Origin of the sequence: Daejeonella sp. (assembly GCF_046590655.1) — a bacterium.
GTDB lineage: Bacteria > Bacteroidota > Bacteroidia > Sphingobacteriales > Sphingobacteriaceae > Daejeonella.
In genome coordinates this window covers 1-15,327 of record NZ_JBKJUM010000112.1, presented here as the reverse complement: position 1 = coordinate 15,327, position 15,327 = coordinate 1, and the positions used below count along the sequence as shown (strand labels likewise).

Sequence of the window (15,327 nt, the reverse complement as noted above, 5' to 3'; positions counted from 1 at the left end):
TTACAATTTGGTGACAGCTAATTTTATAAAGATAATTGAAACGCCCGAATTTATTGAATAAGAATAATAAAGAGATTTTTTTTTCAAACGAAGCGAAAATTAGGTTAATCTCAATTATATTTATGAGAAAATTTAAAATGAGTAAAGCCCAACTTCCTTCTAATGAGTCTGAGAGACTGGCAAGTCTGCGCGCCCTGGATCTCGATTACAGCGAGCTAGAAGACGAATTCCAAAACTTCGTGAAACTGGTTTCCAGAACGACGGGAATGGATGTGTCGCTAGTTAATTTGATAGACACTTTCAGGCAGTGGACCATTGCTAACTATGGGTTAACAGTTAAATCGATGTCGAGAGAAGACTCTGTTTGTCAATTTACTATCCTTGAAAAAGATCATTTCGAAGTGAAGGACCTCTCTCTCGATGAAAATCATAAGGATAAATTCTATGTGACAGGCAATCCGCATTTAAGGTATTATTTTGGGGTGCCTCTTAAAACAAGTGACGGAGTGCATATTGGTTCTTTATGCGTTCTGGACAAAGAACTGAAAACATTAAGCAATGAGCAGATTGAATTCCTGAAGATCATTGCCGACGAGGTCGTAAATAAACTGAAAGCGTATAAATTGGTCCGGGAACTTAAGAATGATCTGGACAACCAGATTAAAGACCAAAAGACCATCGCTCTGGAGCTGCAGGACTCCTTAGCTGGTATCATTGGCATTTCGGAAGTACTCATTGATAAGGACATGCCTCATACTTCTGCAGATGCAGAAGGTTTTGTTACTTTGATCAATGAACGGGGCAAATCCATGATAGAACTTACTAGAAAGCTCTTCAGCGAAAGCGGGAATGAGGTGGATTCTTCAGGTATTTGTTTGGTTCAACTAAAAGAAAAGTTAGTTGCTTTGTACGGGCCATTAGCACGCAGCAGAGAACAGAAGCTTGAGATAACGATAAACGAATTAAATAATCACATTTACTTCTCTCGCGCCGGCATTTTCTCTGCGTTGAATTACCCAATATCCGGTACTCTTTATTCCAGCGAAGTTGGATCTGCAATCTTCGTAAAACTCGATATAGGTGTTTTAGTTGATAAATATTTATTAAAAATTTCTATTAAAAGTAATTCAAATTCTTCGCCCGATCCAACACAGCTATATCCGCCCGAACAAGTGGAATCTGAGTTTCATTTTTTTTCTGAGACAGATGGATGGCATATTGAAGTTGGCCAGCCACTTTTGGTTACATAACAACTATTGCTTTATCTAAAGCTATCTGACATACAACTCAAAATAATGATTAACCAGAACCCCTCAATACCGAAAATGTTTCTTCATGGCTCTCGCGTAATCCGCTAAAGCCAATTCGGGTTCTGCTATTTCTGGATGCCATAGTTTTTCCCATTCAAAACTGTAGTAACCCTTATAACCATCTTTGTCAAGGATGTTTATTGCATCGAAAATGGGCACGTCACCTTCCCCTATGAATACATATTGAAGTTTGTTGCCGGCCAGTATTTTAGCATCTTTGATATGTGTGTGCCGTATATATTTTTTTAATTTTTTATAAACTACTGCTGGAGACTCTTTGGTTTCTGTCCACATGTTGGAGATATCCCAGACCAGCCCGATATTCGAATGATCAGCAGCTTTCATTGTTTTTAAGATATCATCGGAATGGGAAAAATCACCGTGTGTTTCCATCAGAACTGTAACATTACGCGTTTTCGCGTAATCGCCAAGTGCCAATAGTCCTTTAGCGACATATTCCATCGTTTTATTTCTATCCTGGTCTTTTGGAAACTCATTGGGAAACACCCTCACAAAAGGACAATTGATTTGACTAGCAAGGTCAATAAAGGATTTAGCTTCCTTCATGTGCTTATCCCGTAAGGGACCGTCAGGCATATGAAATGCAGCCGATGCCCCTAGATTAACAAATTTCAATCCCTTTTCCTTCATCGTCGCCAGCGTAGATTCCATGTTATCAGGACTGTTAAATTCTGTTGCATTAGGAAGATCCATTTGCCTTTTTATTCCCCGGATCTCCAGGCCTGAATAATTATGCTGTGCAGCAAAATCTATTGCCTGTTTTAAGGTCCAGTCCGGACAAGCGATTGTCGAGAATGCTAAAAGTGGTTTGTTTTTAAGTAAAACAAATGATGAGCTTGTTAACGACGCCGCAGCTAAAATAGCCGAGTTTTGCAGGAATTGTTTTCTGGAGTAAGTCATGTTCGTACTTCTATGAACTATAAAATTGATAAAAGCATTTCATATGTTAGCTATGATTCTAAAAAAGTTTAGGGAAAAATCAGACTTATTAACAAACCGTTGGGAACGCCAAAATTGACAATGAACTCTTTGTCAATCTTAGCATTTCCTCCCGTGAAGATTAGTTTTCTTTGGGTGGCATAATTACCGGAGGTGGAGGAGCTAAAAATATATCATTCCCTTCCCGGTTAAAATCACCACCTAGTTGTTTTATTTTTTCGAGAAAGTCCTTGTTGATCAGATACACGTATGTTAGTTCATCTGTTTCTGATTTTAAAGAGTAATAGGATATGAAATCTTTTGCTTTGTAATTAGCCAGTGGTTCCCGCGGTTTTTCATAGCCTATCAATACCACGAACTTTTGTGCATTCTTCCAGCTTACCATAAGTGCCTCGGTTGGTTGAACAGGTGCCGGGTAATGGCTTTTTTCTTCGGCAGTCAACTGCTCGTATCGCTTTCTGATTTTAACTCCGGCATTATCGATGAAGCGCATATAGGCGCCTTTATAATATTCGTCCTTGGTGAGTTGCCCGATGTTATCGGATACCATCCTTAATTCTGTTGCTGCCGAAGTCCCCTGGGCGAAAACTATATCGCCAAAAGCCAGGATCAACACTGCTGCCACGGGGAGCAGCGATACAGCTTTCACCATCTTCCAAGTTTTTGAAGTTTGCTTTTTCATCATTTTAAATCTTTTTTTAGTGACTGAAAAATTAAAATTGCTGGCTACTCTAACAGATTTTAGCGTGGCTTTTTGCAATAGTAATTGTTGATATATTGAAATATTACAGGAGGATTCAATTACGGCTTCGTCAGCAAGGAATTCGTGATTTAGCTGAATGGCTTTCTTGTAGAAAATAAAAACGGGATTGAACCAGAATATTGAGATAAGAAGCTCCATAAACAACAGATCGGCAGAGTGTCTTTGCCTGACATGGGTGAATTCATGAGTTATGATTTCCTGTTCTATTCTTTGGTCCAAATAGTCAACTTCATTCAAGAAAATGTAAAATAAAAAACTATGAGGTGCCAGCTTTTCCTTTATGAGGACAATAGTTCCTTCGGGGGTATTTCTTTTAGGGCTTTTGTAGACAATACTCATTAAGAGTATTAGATTGATGGCAAACCTGGCCAGTAGGACTGCTGCTACCAGACCATACACCAGAGTTATGATGTCTATATGTTGTGGTACTGCAACCCTATTAATTTCTGTCGGAACCATTGTAGAAATATTGGGTAATACAAATTCACTCAATTGCAATTGCGTGTGTACTAAATCCTTGCCAGGTAGCGTGATCTTGATTAGCGGTATTGTCAGCCCCAGCCCCATACTAGCCATTAGATAGAACCGGTTGAACCACTGCATTTTTTCTTTTTCAAGCCACAAATGATAAATCGCCAAAAGGATTGTTAAAACCAGCCCTGATCTTATTAAATATTCTATCATGGTCTTTTTCTTTTAATTTCCTGATCAATGATTTTTTTTAATTCTTCAAGCTGGGCTTCAGTCATTGCCGTTTCTTTGGTAAAAAACGATGCGAACTGTGATACCGAATCATTGAAAAAAGTCTTAATAAGTCTGGCAACATGCTTCGAAAAGTAATCTGTTTTTAGAACTATCGGATAATATTCCCTCGAATTACCATATAACTTGTAACCAATAAAGTTTTTATCCGTCATTCTTTTTAGAAGTGTTGCAATCGTTGTGGCTGCGGGCTTGGGCTCTTGGTACGCATCGATTAAATCCTTCATGAACGCCGTTTCCTTTTCCCAGAGGTATTGCATCAGTTGTTCTTCTGCCTTTGTCAGCTGCATTGTTCTACAGTTAGTTTTGTTGTTCTACAAATGTAGAAACATAATCTGTAAATCCAAATTAATCTGAAAATTTATATCGGGTATTAAGTCTTGCCTCCAAATGACCGGACACATATTGTGTTCTTAAAAAATTTATCAAACTGGATTTTTGCGTGTAACTTTAAGCTCATTAAACTTTAATCATTATGAAAAAATATATCTTTCTGGTTGCAATCGTATTTGCGCTGGCTTCCTGTAAGACTTTGCCTTCTGCTCAGTCAACGGCGATCGGAACCGTTGATGTTGAAGCCAAACTTAAGGAACTTGGCATTCAATTGTCTCCTGTAACACCTTCTACAGCCAGTATTGTAAAGACTGTTAGAGTAGGGAATATGGTGTACACATCGGGGCACGGTCCGGATAAACCAGGAGGCGGTCAGATTTTTGGGAAGGTAGGCGGTGATCTTACCTTAGAACAAGGACAAGAAGCTGCAAGACTTACGGGTATTGCTTTACTTTCAAGCTTGAAAGCGGAAATTGGGGATTTGAGAAAGGTTAAAAGAGTTGTTAAAGTGCTTGGTTTGGTAAATTGCACGCCAGCTTTCTCGCAACAGCCTCAGGTTATGAACGCATTTTCTGATATGATAGTCAAGATCTGGGGTGAGAATGGGAGACACGCACGCTCTGCGGTAGGAACCAATGCCCTGCCAAATAATATTGCTGTTGAGATTGAGATGATTGTGGAGCTTTATTGAGAGAGTTGAAAGTGTAGAATTGAGAATGCGAGTTGTAGGCTGGACGGATGTCCCGTTTCAATTCTCCATTCTCAATTTTTGTATCATAACATCTTAAAAACATGCCGCTTAGCCGTCCATGTACCTTCACCATATTCTCCAACACTTAGGTGACCCTGCAAAGTGTCGCCAACCAGTTTTCCGGTGAAGAAAGAATGGACTCGCGCGCCATCAACTCCATAGGTACTGCGAATTAAGATATCGTTTCCGTGAATTGTTCCGGTGAGATCTCTTGCCCCTATATGCCCGATATAAGTGCCTTTTAGATCATTTTCTTTTTGTTCGATCATAAATGTCTGATTAACGGTTGCAGCATAATATTTCGTCTCTACATCCCATTGTCCGCTGAGGTTGGCTGCAGCTGCACCGCCAGTTCGGGACGAAGCCATCGGTTTGGACAGCACTTCGAATATCCGGTCTGCAACGATCTTTTCTTCTCCGTCACTGAGTTGGGAGGAGTTTACCGAGATGCTTGGCATTTGATTAGGTTGAAAGTAACTTCCCGCGGCCCCAACTGAAATTCGTGGTGTACCATCCCATAACAAATCTTCAACATCCTGCCCGATGTAAGGAATTTTCGTTTGATCCCAGGACACGGAAAGGCCGGGACTCGGGTTTGACCGCCCCGTTGGCTGCCGTATAATAGTGGTGACACCATTAATTGACTTAAGTCGGTTAGCAATGCTTTCTAGTCGCGCAGTCCACAATTTTCGTTCTGCAGCATGATCCCGTTTAAACCACATTTCTACAGCGGTGAGCATACCGATAATCTCCTCACGCCCGACTTTGAATCCGCGTCCGAACCCATGATGAGGGCCGGTATTCATTCTTGCAGCCATTACAAGATCTTTTCGGCCGATCAGCAATCCGGCGCATTGCGGTCCGTTTAAATATTTGCCGCCGCTGTAAGCAACCAGATCTGCTCCCTGAATAATATGCGGATTAGGGTTTTCAGGCCCTTCGGCAGCAGCGTCTATAAGTATGGGAATGCCCAGGGGTTTCGCATGTTCTGAAATTACTCTTAATGATAAAGCGCCACTCTCAGATCCGGCTCCTGCTAATAAATACACCATGGCAGTTCGCGGCCCTAAAGCGGCTTTTAGTTCCTCAACATTGGCCACCTCGATCATTCGTACCCCAACTGCCTTACAAGCTGCATCGTAAGCAGATCTCGAATATGAGGGAACCACAACCTCATCCTTCATGCCCGTAATGTTAGGAATCATCCAGATCTTATCCGGATCTCCGCCTGTAACACAACCTGCAGTACCTGCTGTGATCGCAGCCGAAGCACCTGAAGTTACGCAGCCTGATTCCGTACCCATTAATTCACCAAGTCGTTTTCCTACACCATCCATCAATTCATCTATTTGCACGTATTCGTCAATGGCAGCGTCCATCGCATTCCGTACTTCAGGCAATACCTTACTGGCGCCCACTACTGTTACTGTCCCTCTGGCATTTATCAGTGTCTTTACTCCCAATGGTTCATACACACTCTTACGTTTTGGTGTCTGAACAGCCCTAAACGAATTTGAATCTAAAGCGCCAGCCACGGTGCCCGAAACCGGGAGAATAGCCAGACTTTTAATAACATCTCTTCTTTTCATCACAATTGTATTAACGAAGTTGGTTAAATATCAAGCTTTTTCCTTGTAAGTGGAAGAAAAAACAAATCATCTCGAGGTGTGCTAAATTCCCCATGCTCTGAAATAAAAATAGGAACAGCCACATAATTCAGACGCCTTTTCTTATTTTCAATTTTTTAAATAATATATTTCATGTCCGCACACGTCAATATTACCATGTTTAAAAATTTCCTTTTGGTTATAACAGCTTTCTTCTTCTCATGCAATTCAGCAAGTGCAGTGATTAAGATTCATTTAAAAGAACATCGACCAGAAATTACTTTTTCAAAGCCGCCCAAAGGCTCATGGATCCGGCTTTTCGACGGAAAAAGTCTTAATGGCTGGCATCATTTTAATAATAAAGCTGCAATTAAAAATTGGACAATTGAAAATGGAGCATTAGTCTGCCTTGGTGCTAAAGGAACAAGTGGATCCGGGGATATTATTACGGATCAGAAGTTTGGAGACTTTGAGTTGCGCTGGGATTGGAAAGTAGATAAAGGAAGTAACAGTGGTGTCTTTTATCATGTAATAGAAGATTCGAAATATAAACGGGCAATTGAAACTTCACCGGAGTACCAGATGATTGATGATGTAACGTACCCGTCTAAGCTTGAACCTTACCAACTTAGCGGTTCTGATTATGATATGCATGTTGCAGATAGTAACAAAGTATTAATGCCTGTTGGAGATTGGAATTCAAGCAAAATAATTTTTAAAAGCGGGAGGGTGGAACATTGGTTGAATGGAAAACGCATAGTGAAATATAAAGCATGGAGCGCTGACTGGAAAAAAAGAAAGGCCGCAAGTAAGTGGAAAGATTTTCCGGATTATGGGCAGTCAGCGGTGGGTAATATTGGGTTACAGGATCATGGAAATAAAGCATATTTTAAAAATATTGAGATAAGGGAATTATAAGATATCCGGTATTGGGGAAATGGCAAGGAAGAAATAGCCTGGAACAATATAAAAAGTAATCAACTTATAAAGTACATCTTTCAATGACCGAATTAGAAGTTTTAGAACAAGAATTACTTCGACCCAGCGATGCTTTGATTATAGATATTACTAAAATTAAAGGAGACATCATTATACTCGGTGTAGGAGGTAAAATGGGACCAGGTATGGCCAGACTGGCGCGAAAAGCAATACTTCAAGCAGGCATTAGTAAGCGGATAATTGGTATTTCAAGATTTTCGGAAGAAGGAACACGTGAGGAACTCGAAGCCGGAGGAATCGAAACGATTGCAGCAGATCTTTTAGATGAGCAACAGCTTACTGCCTTGCCGGATGCACCTAACATTATCTATCTGGCGGGTACTAAGTTCGGAACAACTGGAAAAGAACCTTTCACATGGGCAATGAATTCTTATTTGCCGGGAAGAGTGGCTGAACGGTATAAAAACTCCCGTATTGTAGCTTTTTCAACAGGAAATGTATATCCTTTTGTGCCAGTTAATACTGGAGGATGCTCAGAAGAAACTATTCCTTCGCCAGTGGGAGAATATGGCCAGTCTTGTTTAGGACGTGAACGCATATTCCAGTATTTCTCTGAAAAGTATAAGATTCCGACTCTCATTTACCGGTTGAATTATGCTGTTGATCTTCGATACGGAGTTATGCTTGAAATTGCAAAGTCTGTGATGGCCGATAAACCGATCGATATTACAACCGGAAATGTGAATGTGATCTGGCAGGGTGATGCGAACGAAATTGCTATCAGATCTTTACTTCACTGTGAAACACCGGCCAATATTTTGAACGTTACCGGTCCGGAAACTCTTTCAGTAAAGTGGCTGGCACAGCAGTTTGGTCTGTTGCTGGATAAGAAGCCTACATTCGTTAATGAGACCCAGACTAATGCACTTTTAAATAACGCTTCAAAAGCGCATAAATTATTCGGATATCCGAGGGTAACAGTACGTCAGATGATTGAACTGACTGTTGCTTGGCTTCAGGCCGGTGGGAAAACAATGAATAAACCCACACATTTCCAGGAGAGAAATGGCCAGTTCTAAATTATTATTCAATACTTGTTTATGACAAAATTATTGAGACCTGAACTGAAATACTTGCTAAGTGGCGGCACAGTTATTCCAGCTCACCCTTTAGCATTGAATGGATCAAGGCAATTTGATGAAGAACGCCAGAGGGGCCTGACGCGATATTATATGGCCTCGGGCGCTGGTGGCGTTGCCGTTGGGGTCCATTCTACACAATTTGAAATTAGAAATCCAGCAATCAACCTCTTGGAGACTGTTTTACAGGTCGCTTCAGAGGAGATCGACCAGGCCAAACTAGAAAGACCCTTTATAAAGGTTGCAGGAATTTGTGGTCCAACTAATCAAGCTAGTGCGGAGGTCGAGTTGGCCTTAAAATATGGATACGATTTGGGTTTGCTGAGCATGGGTGGCTTACAGGGTTGGACAGAAAAAGAAATACTTGAGCGAGTTAGACACATCGCTGCAATGATCCCTGTTATCGGCTTCTATTTACAACCATCTGTGGGAGGCCGAATATTTACTTATGAGTTTTGGAGAGAGTTTGCAGAGATTCCCAACATTGAGGCGATTAAGGTTGCAGCTTTTAACAGATATCAAACTCTGGATGTAGTGAGAGCTGTTTGTTCGTCGAGTCGGGCTCAGCAAATTGATCTGTATACCGGTAATGATGATAATATTGTCGCAGATCTTCTGACTAAATACAGCTTTGAAGTAGACGGTAAAGTAGTAAGTAAGGAATTCGTAGGCGGTTTGCTCGGCCATTGGGCTGTATGGACAAAAAAAGCCGTTGAACTCCTTCAAGAAATAAAGTCTTGCAAAACCACAGATTATAAGGGCGCCGCCAAACTTCTTACAAAAGGCATTGACGTAACCGATATGAACGCCGCGATCTTTGATCCAGCACATGGTTTTCATGGCTGTATTCCAGGTATTCATGAAGTGCTACGCAGACAAGGTTTATTGGAAGGGCGATGGTGTCTCAATCCAGGCGAAGAATTATCTCCGGGACAAATGGAAGAGATCGATAGGGTATGTAATGCCTATCCTGAACTAACGGACGATTATTTTATCAAAGCACTACTTACTCCCTAAAAGAATAGTATCTGAACTATTTAGTCCGAAGTAGGGGATGAGCAGATGAGATTTTGTTAAAAGGTTCATTCGGAATCCAATGGCAATGCGTCATCGATATTCTTATGAAAGAGAATGCGGAATTTTATCGCAATTGAACTAAATTTATTGAAATTATTTCTCCGCAATTTTTTTGGCGCAATGAGATGATTTAGTCAATAAAAAACTTGTAAAAATTGATAATGATATTAAATTATGTCTGAAACATCAAAACAATTAAGAATACTGGTAGTTGGTTGCGGAAACATGGGCGCTTCCCATGCAAAAGCGTTCCATGGAATAGATGGGTTCGAAATCTGCGGACTGGTATCGCCTGGTGAAAGTAAAAGCGTATTGAATAATGCGCTGGACAACAAGTATGAACTATTTGATGACTTCGCAGAAGCGCTTGTTAAAACAAAGCCTGACGCCGTTTGCATTTCAACGTACCCCGATACCCACGAAGAATTTGCTATCCGATCATTCGAACAGGGCTGCCACGTATTCATTGAAAAGCCTGTCGCAGATTCAGTCGAAGGCTCCATTCGAGTTGCTGAAGCCGCAAAAAAAGCAGGTAAGAAACTTGTTATTGGTTACATTCTCCGGCATCACCCATCATGGAAAACTTTTGTAGAACTTAGTCAGGAACTTGGGAAGCCATTAGTGATGAGAATGAATTTGAATCAGCAAAGTCATGGCAATATGTGGAATGTGCACCGTAACCTGATGAAAAGCCTTAGCCCTATCGTCGATTGCGGTGTTCACTATATCGACGTAATGTGCCAGATGACACGCTCAAAGCCCATCCAGGTATGCGCTATAGGAGCGCGCCTTACGGAAGATATACCTGTAGGAAATTACAACTACGGTCAACTTCAGATACGCTTTGAAGATGGTTCAGTTGGCTGGTACGAAGCAGGCTGGGGGCCAATGATGAGTGAAACGGCCTTTTTTGTGAAGGATGTAATTGGACCGAAAGGTTCAGTTTCTATTGTTGCGAAGGACGCAGGGGCATCGGGGAAATCAGATTCAGTTGAAGCACATACAAAAACTGAATCACTCCGATTTCATCATTCTACTCTTGATAATGAAAATAACTTTGTAAAAGAAGACACCTGGATTGATCTTTCCGATGAACCTGACCACCAGGAACTGTGTAACCGTGAGCAGCGATATTTTCTAAGAGCCATACAAGAGGATCTGGATCTTGAAGATCATGTTCAGGATGCGATAAACAGTTTGCGTATAGCATTTGCATGCGACGAGTCTGTAAGGACTGGGAATGTCGTTTCGCTTCTTTAGTTAATTATATCAATACAATCGTAAATGTAATTACTCGTAATGTCTGCCTGATTGATTTATTCTACTATCATAACTAACAAAAAGTTTCTAAACTTGTCGTTCAATTTACGTGAAAAAGACCCTGGTAGCGTTGATTATGTTAGGATACCTGGCAGTATTCCTAGCGGAAACAAAAGCCCAGGTCACAATACAATTACCAACAAATTCTACGAGGAAAAATGCGCTTTTGCCGGGCGTATTTCATGTTAGTTCGATATTCGATGAGCGGGCGGGTCCGGATTCTATCGGCACATTATTATTTCGTTCGAATGAATTATCAATAATGCATAAAATCCCATTTCAGAGCGGAACATTAAAAGGAATTTCAAAAATTCTAACTGATAGCTTAGCGAGAGATACTTCTTCGCGGCCATTGAGTATTCGGATTAAAGTGTGCAATGTAAAGGAGAACCTGACAGGGATCGATCGTGTTAAAGGCGAGATAAGCCTGATATTATTGTTCGATCTTGAGAAGGAAAGTGGATCAGTTCCTCTTACACAATATAGAAGTACTGCAAGATATACTCGTCTGCTCAACAATTTAAATACTGTGGATGCTACTTTACAGAATGTCCTCGGCAATAGTCTGACATTCATTAATAGCTGGATCAATACGGAAGCCAGTACAAATCCAGCTTTTTCACATACCATCGAATTAAGCTTCAGCGATTACCTGGAGCAACATCAGGATACAGTATATTATCATCCCTTACGTCCGCTGATATGGGATGACTTTCAGGAAAAACGTTCTGGTGGCCGGTTTGCAGCCTCGGTTTTCCCTTCTTTTGGATATGACCAGCGCTCTAAAATAGAAAATGGTGTTCTTAAAGTCGAACTAGTCATGAAGGTTTTTGTCGTCAAAAGTGCTTCTTGGGTTGGTGCTGGCACAATGGGCAATTATAGCCTGAAACATGAACAGAGGCATTTTGACCTGGTTAAGATTGTTGCCGAAAGATTTGAGAAAAAACTTCTTTCAGAGAAACTTACTCCCGATAACTATCAGGGCATCGTCAATTTCGAATACCTGGAATTCTATCGGGAAATGAATAAGATTCAGCAGGAGTATGATGATCAGACATCCCACGGAACCTCTGCTATACTCCAGGAGTTTTGGAACAGGAAGATTGAAGCCGAACTAAAACTAGTGCAGAATTGAGGAAATAGAAGCGAATCACTTTTTTACTTAAACCAAATAAATTTATAAATTTTTCATAATTCATACAAATAATAAAAAAAAATTATCGTCTTGTTTTCTCCTCAGATCATACAGATATAAGCCATTTTACTTATCAGTAGGAAACAGCCTGCAGGAGCTTTTTTGTTGGGCTAAAAGGCGATAGAAACTAGTATGTCGCTATGATGCAATGATTTTAACATAACCATCACACCAGCTTGATATAATTTTAGTTGTTAATAGTTCTAAGAGATTTATCTTTGCTAAGGTTTAAAATAATTAGTTTTGGTTAGTTAATATCACTTGTAAATCACCTGCTAACCATAGGTGCTTTTATTACGATCAGGTTGAGAATTCTAAATTTAACAATAGTGCAGAGTCAGTTTTATAGCTTAACTTTATAAATCCAATCTTTCATCAGTCTGAACAGTTTAATCGGAACAATATGGAATTTAACTATCTTATAGTAGGCCTGATTTTAATTATCGCTATTGTCATAATTATTGTTCTAATCAAAAGGAACCAAAAAGATCAAAAGAATTTTGAAGAAACTGTTGATAGGTCAGACTTGCCGCCTGAGCAGCACAAAGATGTGAAACCCTTTTAAAACTTAAACTTTTATCGGTAACAGCTACTGTTGAATATCCGGCTTCATCATGTTTTATCAATCACTTACGGCCGATGTTTTAAAGCTTCCATTTAATTGAAGCTCGTTAAAATTCCTTTTTTATTCATTGCCTTATTCTTTTGATTAATAATTAACTTTATTCGCTTGCCAGAAAATACCCGGAAAAAGATGATTTCTTTCGGCCATATTTTGACCGTCTTGCAGGGACTAAAAATCTCAAAGAATAAATTGTTGCCGGAGTTTCTGAAGCTGCTATCCGCAAAAGCTGGGAACCCGGACTGTTGGCGTATAAAGAAATGCGCAAGAAGTATCTTATTTATCCTTGAAACTACATAACCTAACTTATATTAAATGAACAAATTCGTAATTAAAATAATTTTATTTATCGTGACATTTTTTGCAAGTGGAAGGTTTTCATATAGCCAAACCCGACCGGCTTCCCCTTCAAACCCTTCTATTCTTTTATTCCATAATAATACTGGCGTGATTCCCCTTCGTGGTCTCGCTGATCGCAAAATTGCAAGTGTTAACACTGGATTAGAATTTTCAACAATCTTCGACAGTCTTGTAAGAAAATACGCTGACGTGAAACGCTACGAAACTTCATCCTTTAGAACAGATTCTTTGAACCTGGACAACCTTGCCGGGGATCATCTAAAATTTTATAACACCCTGATCATTCAGGTCACCAGCCTGTCACTGAATGACCCTGAAATAATCCGGTTTATTACGGAGAATCAGTTGAGAAAAAGTATTATAATTGCGGGTTTCGGCGAGCTTAGCTCACTTAAAAAGCTTGACTTTGCCACTGGACCCGTGATCTGGAATACCGCAACGGATGCGGAAGCTGCAAACAATTCTGCACAATTAATTTTTGGCGGAATTGCTGCAAAGGGTACCCTGAAGCAAACCATAAGTGCCAAATATAAAGTTGGGGCAGGATACTCGACTGAAAAAACACGGCTAAGGTACTCCTCACCTGAAGCAGTGGGTTTAAAATCAGCTGATCTTGATAGTATTGATTTGATTGCGGCTGAGGCTATTCGGGAGAAAGCCACACCAAGTGCAGTAGTAATGGTGATTAAAGATGGTAATGTAATATTTAATAAAGCTTACGGATCGCATACCTACGAGGGAAATGAGAAAACCAGGTTGTCTGACATATTCGACCTTGCCTCGTTAACTAAAGTTTCTGCGACTACCATATCGACTATGAAACTTTACGAGCAGGGTAAAATCTCCCTTAATAAAACCATCGGTGACTATATTCCCAATGCAAGAAAATCTAACAAAGAAGATCTTCAAATCAAAGAGCTGCTTGCTCACCAATCAGGTGTTACGCCCGTTTCATTTTATCTTAAGCTAAAACCTGAAGAATATAGCGCCGATTCATCGAAGGCCTATCCTGTGAAAGTTGCTGATAATTATTTTTTTAAACCCGGATATTTCAGAGAGATGTTTTGGCCAGCGTTTTTAAAGGCTCCATTGAGAAACCGCGGTTCATACACTTATACAGATATGAACATGTATGTGATGAAGGAAATTGTCGAATGGCAATCAGGTACCCCCATCGATAAATATGTACAGGATCAATTTTATAAGCCATTGGGAATGTATACAGCAGGCTTTTCGCCCAGAAATCGGTTTGAAAAGGAACAGATTGTGCCTACTGAAGATGAAGATAATTTCCGCAAATCTCTTTTACATGGTTACGTGCATGATCCGGGGGCTTCCTTATTGGGGGGTGTTTCAGGCCATGCCGGCCTATTTTCAAGTGCTAACGATTTGGGTATCCTTTACCAAATGATGCTGAATAATGGCACTTATGGTGGCGATCGTTACTTCAAACCTGCAACTGTTACACTTTTTACTTCCAAACATTCTGCGGTTAGCCGAAGAGCTTTGGGTTTTGATATGCAGGATCCCGACACAACAAAAGTTTACCCATCGAAGTTGGCTTCGCCGGGAACGTATGGACATACTGGTTTTACAGGAATATGCGTATGGGTAGATCCAAAATATAACCTGATCTATATTTTTCTGTCTAATAGGGTGCATCCAAAGATTACCGATAAACTTTATCAGCTTAATATAAGGAGCCGTATACAGGATGTAATATATAAGGCTGTGCAAAACGATCCGAGCGAAGCCCCTAAATATTAACGATAAGGGTGTAGAGATTGCCCTTGCCGAGAGTTAATTGACCATGAGAGAAGAATCTCGATAGATGCTCCTTGAATTTTTCAGGTATGAGGATAGAACTGTTTTATTACGAGTATATAATTCCCCACTTGGGCAATACCATCCCATCTCATTTTGCAACATATTTGTAAATATACTTGCTTTAAGCTGTTTGAGAGGGTTTCCGTATCTGGTACTCGGTTTGTCTGAGTATATCTTATAGAAACAGAATTAAATCTAAAAGTAGCAACATGAAAAAAATATTATTCCTAATCGCATTCATTACTGTATCAATAATCAGCAATACTTCGTTTGCACAAAATGCTAATGCAAACATCACTTTATCTGATGTATTGTCTTTTTCAGTTAGTCAGCCATCTGCTCTGGATGTTAACTTCGATACT

14 protein-coding genes are annotated in these 15,327 nt (G+C 40.2%); 10 read left to right on the top strand and 4 right to left on the bottom strand.

Annotated elements, in window-relative coordinates; all coding sequences use genetic code 11:
• Positions 1 to 122 precede the first annotated feature (122 nt).
• On the top strand, positions 123 to 1,250 hold the full coding sequence (locus ACLL8Z_RS10910; RefSeq protein WP_411274818.1) for a GAF domain-containing protein: 1,128 nt from the start codon (positions 123 to 125) through the stop codon (positions 1,248 to 1,250).
• 63 nt (positions 1,251 to 1,313) lie between these two features.
• Here the strand turns inward: ACLL8Z_RS10910 and ACLL8Z_RS10905 are convergent, their stop codons facing one another.
• From ACLL8Z_RS10905 to ACLL8Z_RS10895, 3 genes are all read right to left on the bottom strand, one after another.
• Positions 1,314 to 2,231 (bottom strand): sugar phosphate isomerase/epimerase family protein, encoded by a 918-nt coding sequence (locus tag ACLL8Z_RS10905; RefSeq protein ID WP_411274817.1) that lies wholly within the window; start codon positions 2,229 to 2,231, stop codon positions 1,314 to 1,316.
• A 160-nt stretch (positions 2,232 to 2,391) separates the two neighbouring features.
• Positions 2,392 to 3,717: a M56 family metallopeptidase gene (locus tag ACLL8Z_RS10900; RefSeq protein ID WP_411274816.1), complete on the bottom strand. Its 1,326-nt coding sequence runs from the start codon at positions 3,715 to 3,717 to the stop codon at positions 2,392 to 2,394.
• Entirely contained in the window at positions 3,714 to 4,085 is a 372-nt protein-coding gene (locus tag ACLL8Z_RS10895; RefSeq protein WP_411274815.1) for a BlaI/MecI/CopY family transcriptional regulator, read from the bottom strand. Before ACLL8Z_RS10895 ends, ACLL8Z_RS10900 begins: the two co-directional genes overlap by 4 nt.
• Before the next feature lie 185 nt (positions 4,086 to 4,270).
• Between ACLL8Z_RS10895 and ACLL8Z_RS10890 the strand changes: the two genes are divergently transcribed.
• Positions 4,271 to 4,819: a RidA family protein gene (locus tag ACLL8Z_RS10890; protein ID WP_411274814.1), complete on the top strand. Its 549-nt coding sequence runs from the start codon at positions 4,271 to 4,273 to the stop codon at positions 4,817 to 4,819.
• An 83-nt stretch (positions 4,820 to 4,902) separates the two neighbouring features.
• Here ACLL8Z_RS10890 and ACLL8Z_RS10885 read toward each other — a convergent pair whose 3' ends face one another.
• A complete protein-coding gene (locus tag ACLL8Z_RS10885; RefSeq protein WP_411274813.1) occupies positions 4,903 to 6,468 on the bottom strand; it encodes an aminotransferase class V-fold PLP-dependent enzyme in 1,566 nt (521 codons plus the stop codon).
• Between the two features lie 171 nt (positions 6,469 to 6,639).
• Between ACLL8Z_RS10885 and ACLL8Z_RS10880 the strand changes: the two genes are divergently transcribed.
• The 8 genes from ACLL8Z_RS10880 to ACLL8Z_RS10845 all read left to right on the top strand — a co-directional run bounded on the left by ACLL8Z_RS10880 (position 6,640) and on the right by ACLL8Z_RS10845 (position 14,905).
• On the top strand, positions 6,640 to 7,404 hold the full coding sequence (locus ACLL8Z_RS10880; RefSeq protein WP_411274812.1) for a DUF1080 domain-containing protein: 765 nt from the start codon (positions 6,640 to 6,642) through the stop codon (positions 7,402 to 7,404).
• Between the two features lie 83 nt (positions 7,405 to 7,487).
• Positions 7,488 to 8,504: an NAD-dependent epimerase/dehydratase family protein gene (locus ACLL8Z_RS10875; RefSeq protein WP_411274811.1), complete on the top strand. Its 1,017-nt coding sequence runs from the start codon at positions 7,488 to 7,490 to the stop codon at positions 8,502 to 8,504.
• A gap of 21 nt (positions 8,505 to 8,525) precedes the next feature.
• Positions 8,526 to 9,581, top strand: coding sequence for a dihydrodipicolinate synthase family protein (locus tag ACLL8Z_RS10870; protein WP_411274810.1), 1,056 nt, complete (start codon positions 8,526 to 8,528; stop codon positions 9,579 to 9,581).
• A 234-nt stretch (positions 9,582 to 9,815) separates the two neighbouring features.
• Entirely contained in the window at positions 9,816 to 10,901 is a 1,086-nt protein-coding gene (locus tag ACLL8Z_RS10865) for a Gfo/Idh/MocA family protein (RefSeq protein WP_411274809.1), read from the top strand.
• 109 nt (positions 10,902 to 11,010) lie between these two features.
• Positions 11,011 to 12,096, top strand: coding sequence for a hypothetical protein (locus ACLL8Z_RS10860; RefSeq protein ID WP_411274808.1), 1,086 nt, complete (start codon positions 11,011 to 11,013; stop codon positions 12,094 to 12,096).
• Between the two features lie 463 nt (positions 12,097 to 12,559).
• A complete protein-coding gene (locus tag ACLL8Z_RS10855; protein WP_411274807.1) occupies positions 12,560 to 12,721 on the top strand; it encodes a hypothetical protein in 162 nt (53 codons plus the stop codon).
• Positions 12,722 to 12,969: 248 nt separating this feature from the next.
• Complete coding sequence (locus ACLL8Z_RS10850) at positions 12,970 to 13,068, top strand: hypothetical protein (protein WP_411274835.1); 99 nt, start codon at positions 12,970 to 12,972, stop codon at positions 13,066 to 13,068.
• Positions 13,069 to 13,093: 25 nt separating this feature from the next.
• The gene (locus ACLL8Z_RS10845) at positions 13,094 to 14,905 is read left to right on the top strand and encodes a serine hydrolase domain-containing protein (RefSeq protein ID WP_411274806.1); all 1,812 of its coding nucleotides are present in this window, start codon (positions 13,094 to 13,096) and stop codon (positions 14,903 to 14,905) included.
• Positions 14,906 to 15,327 lie beyond the last annotated feature (422 nt).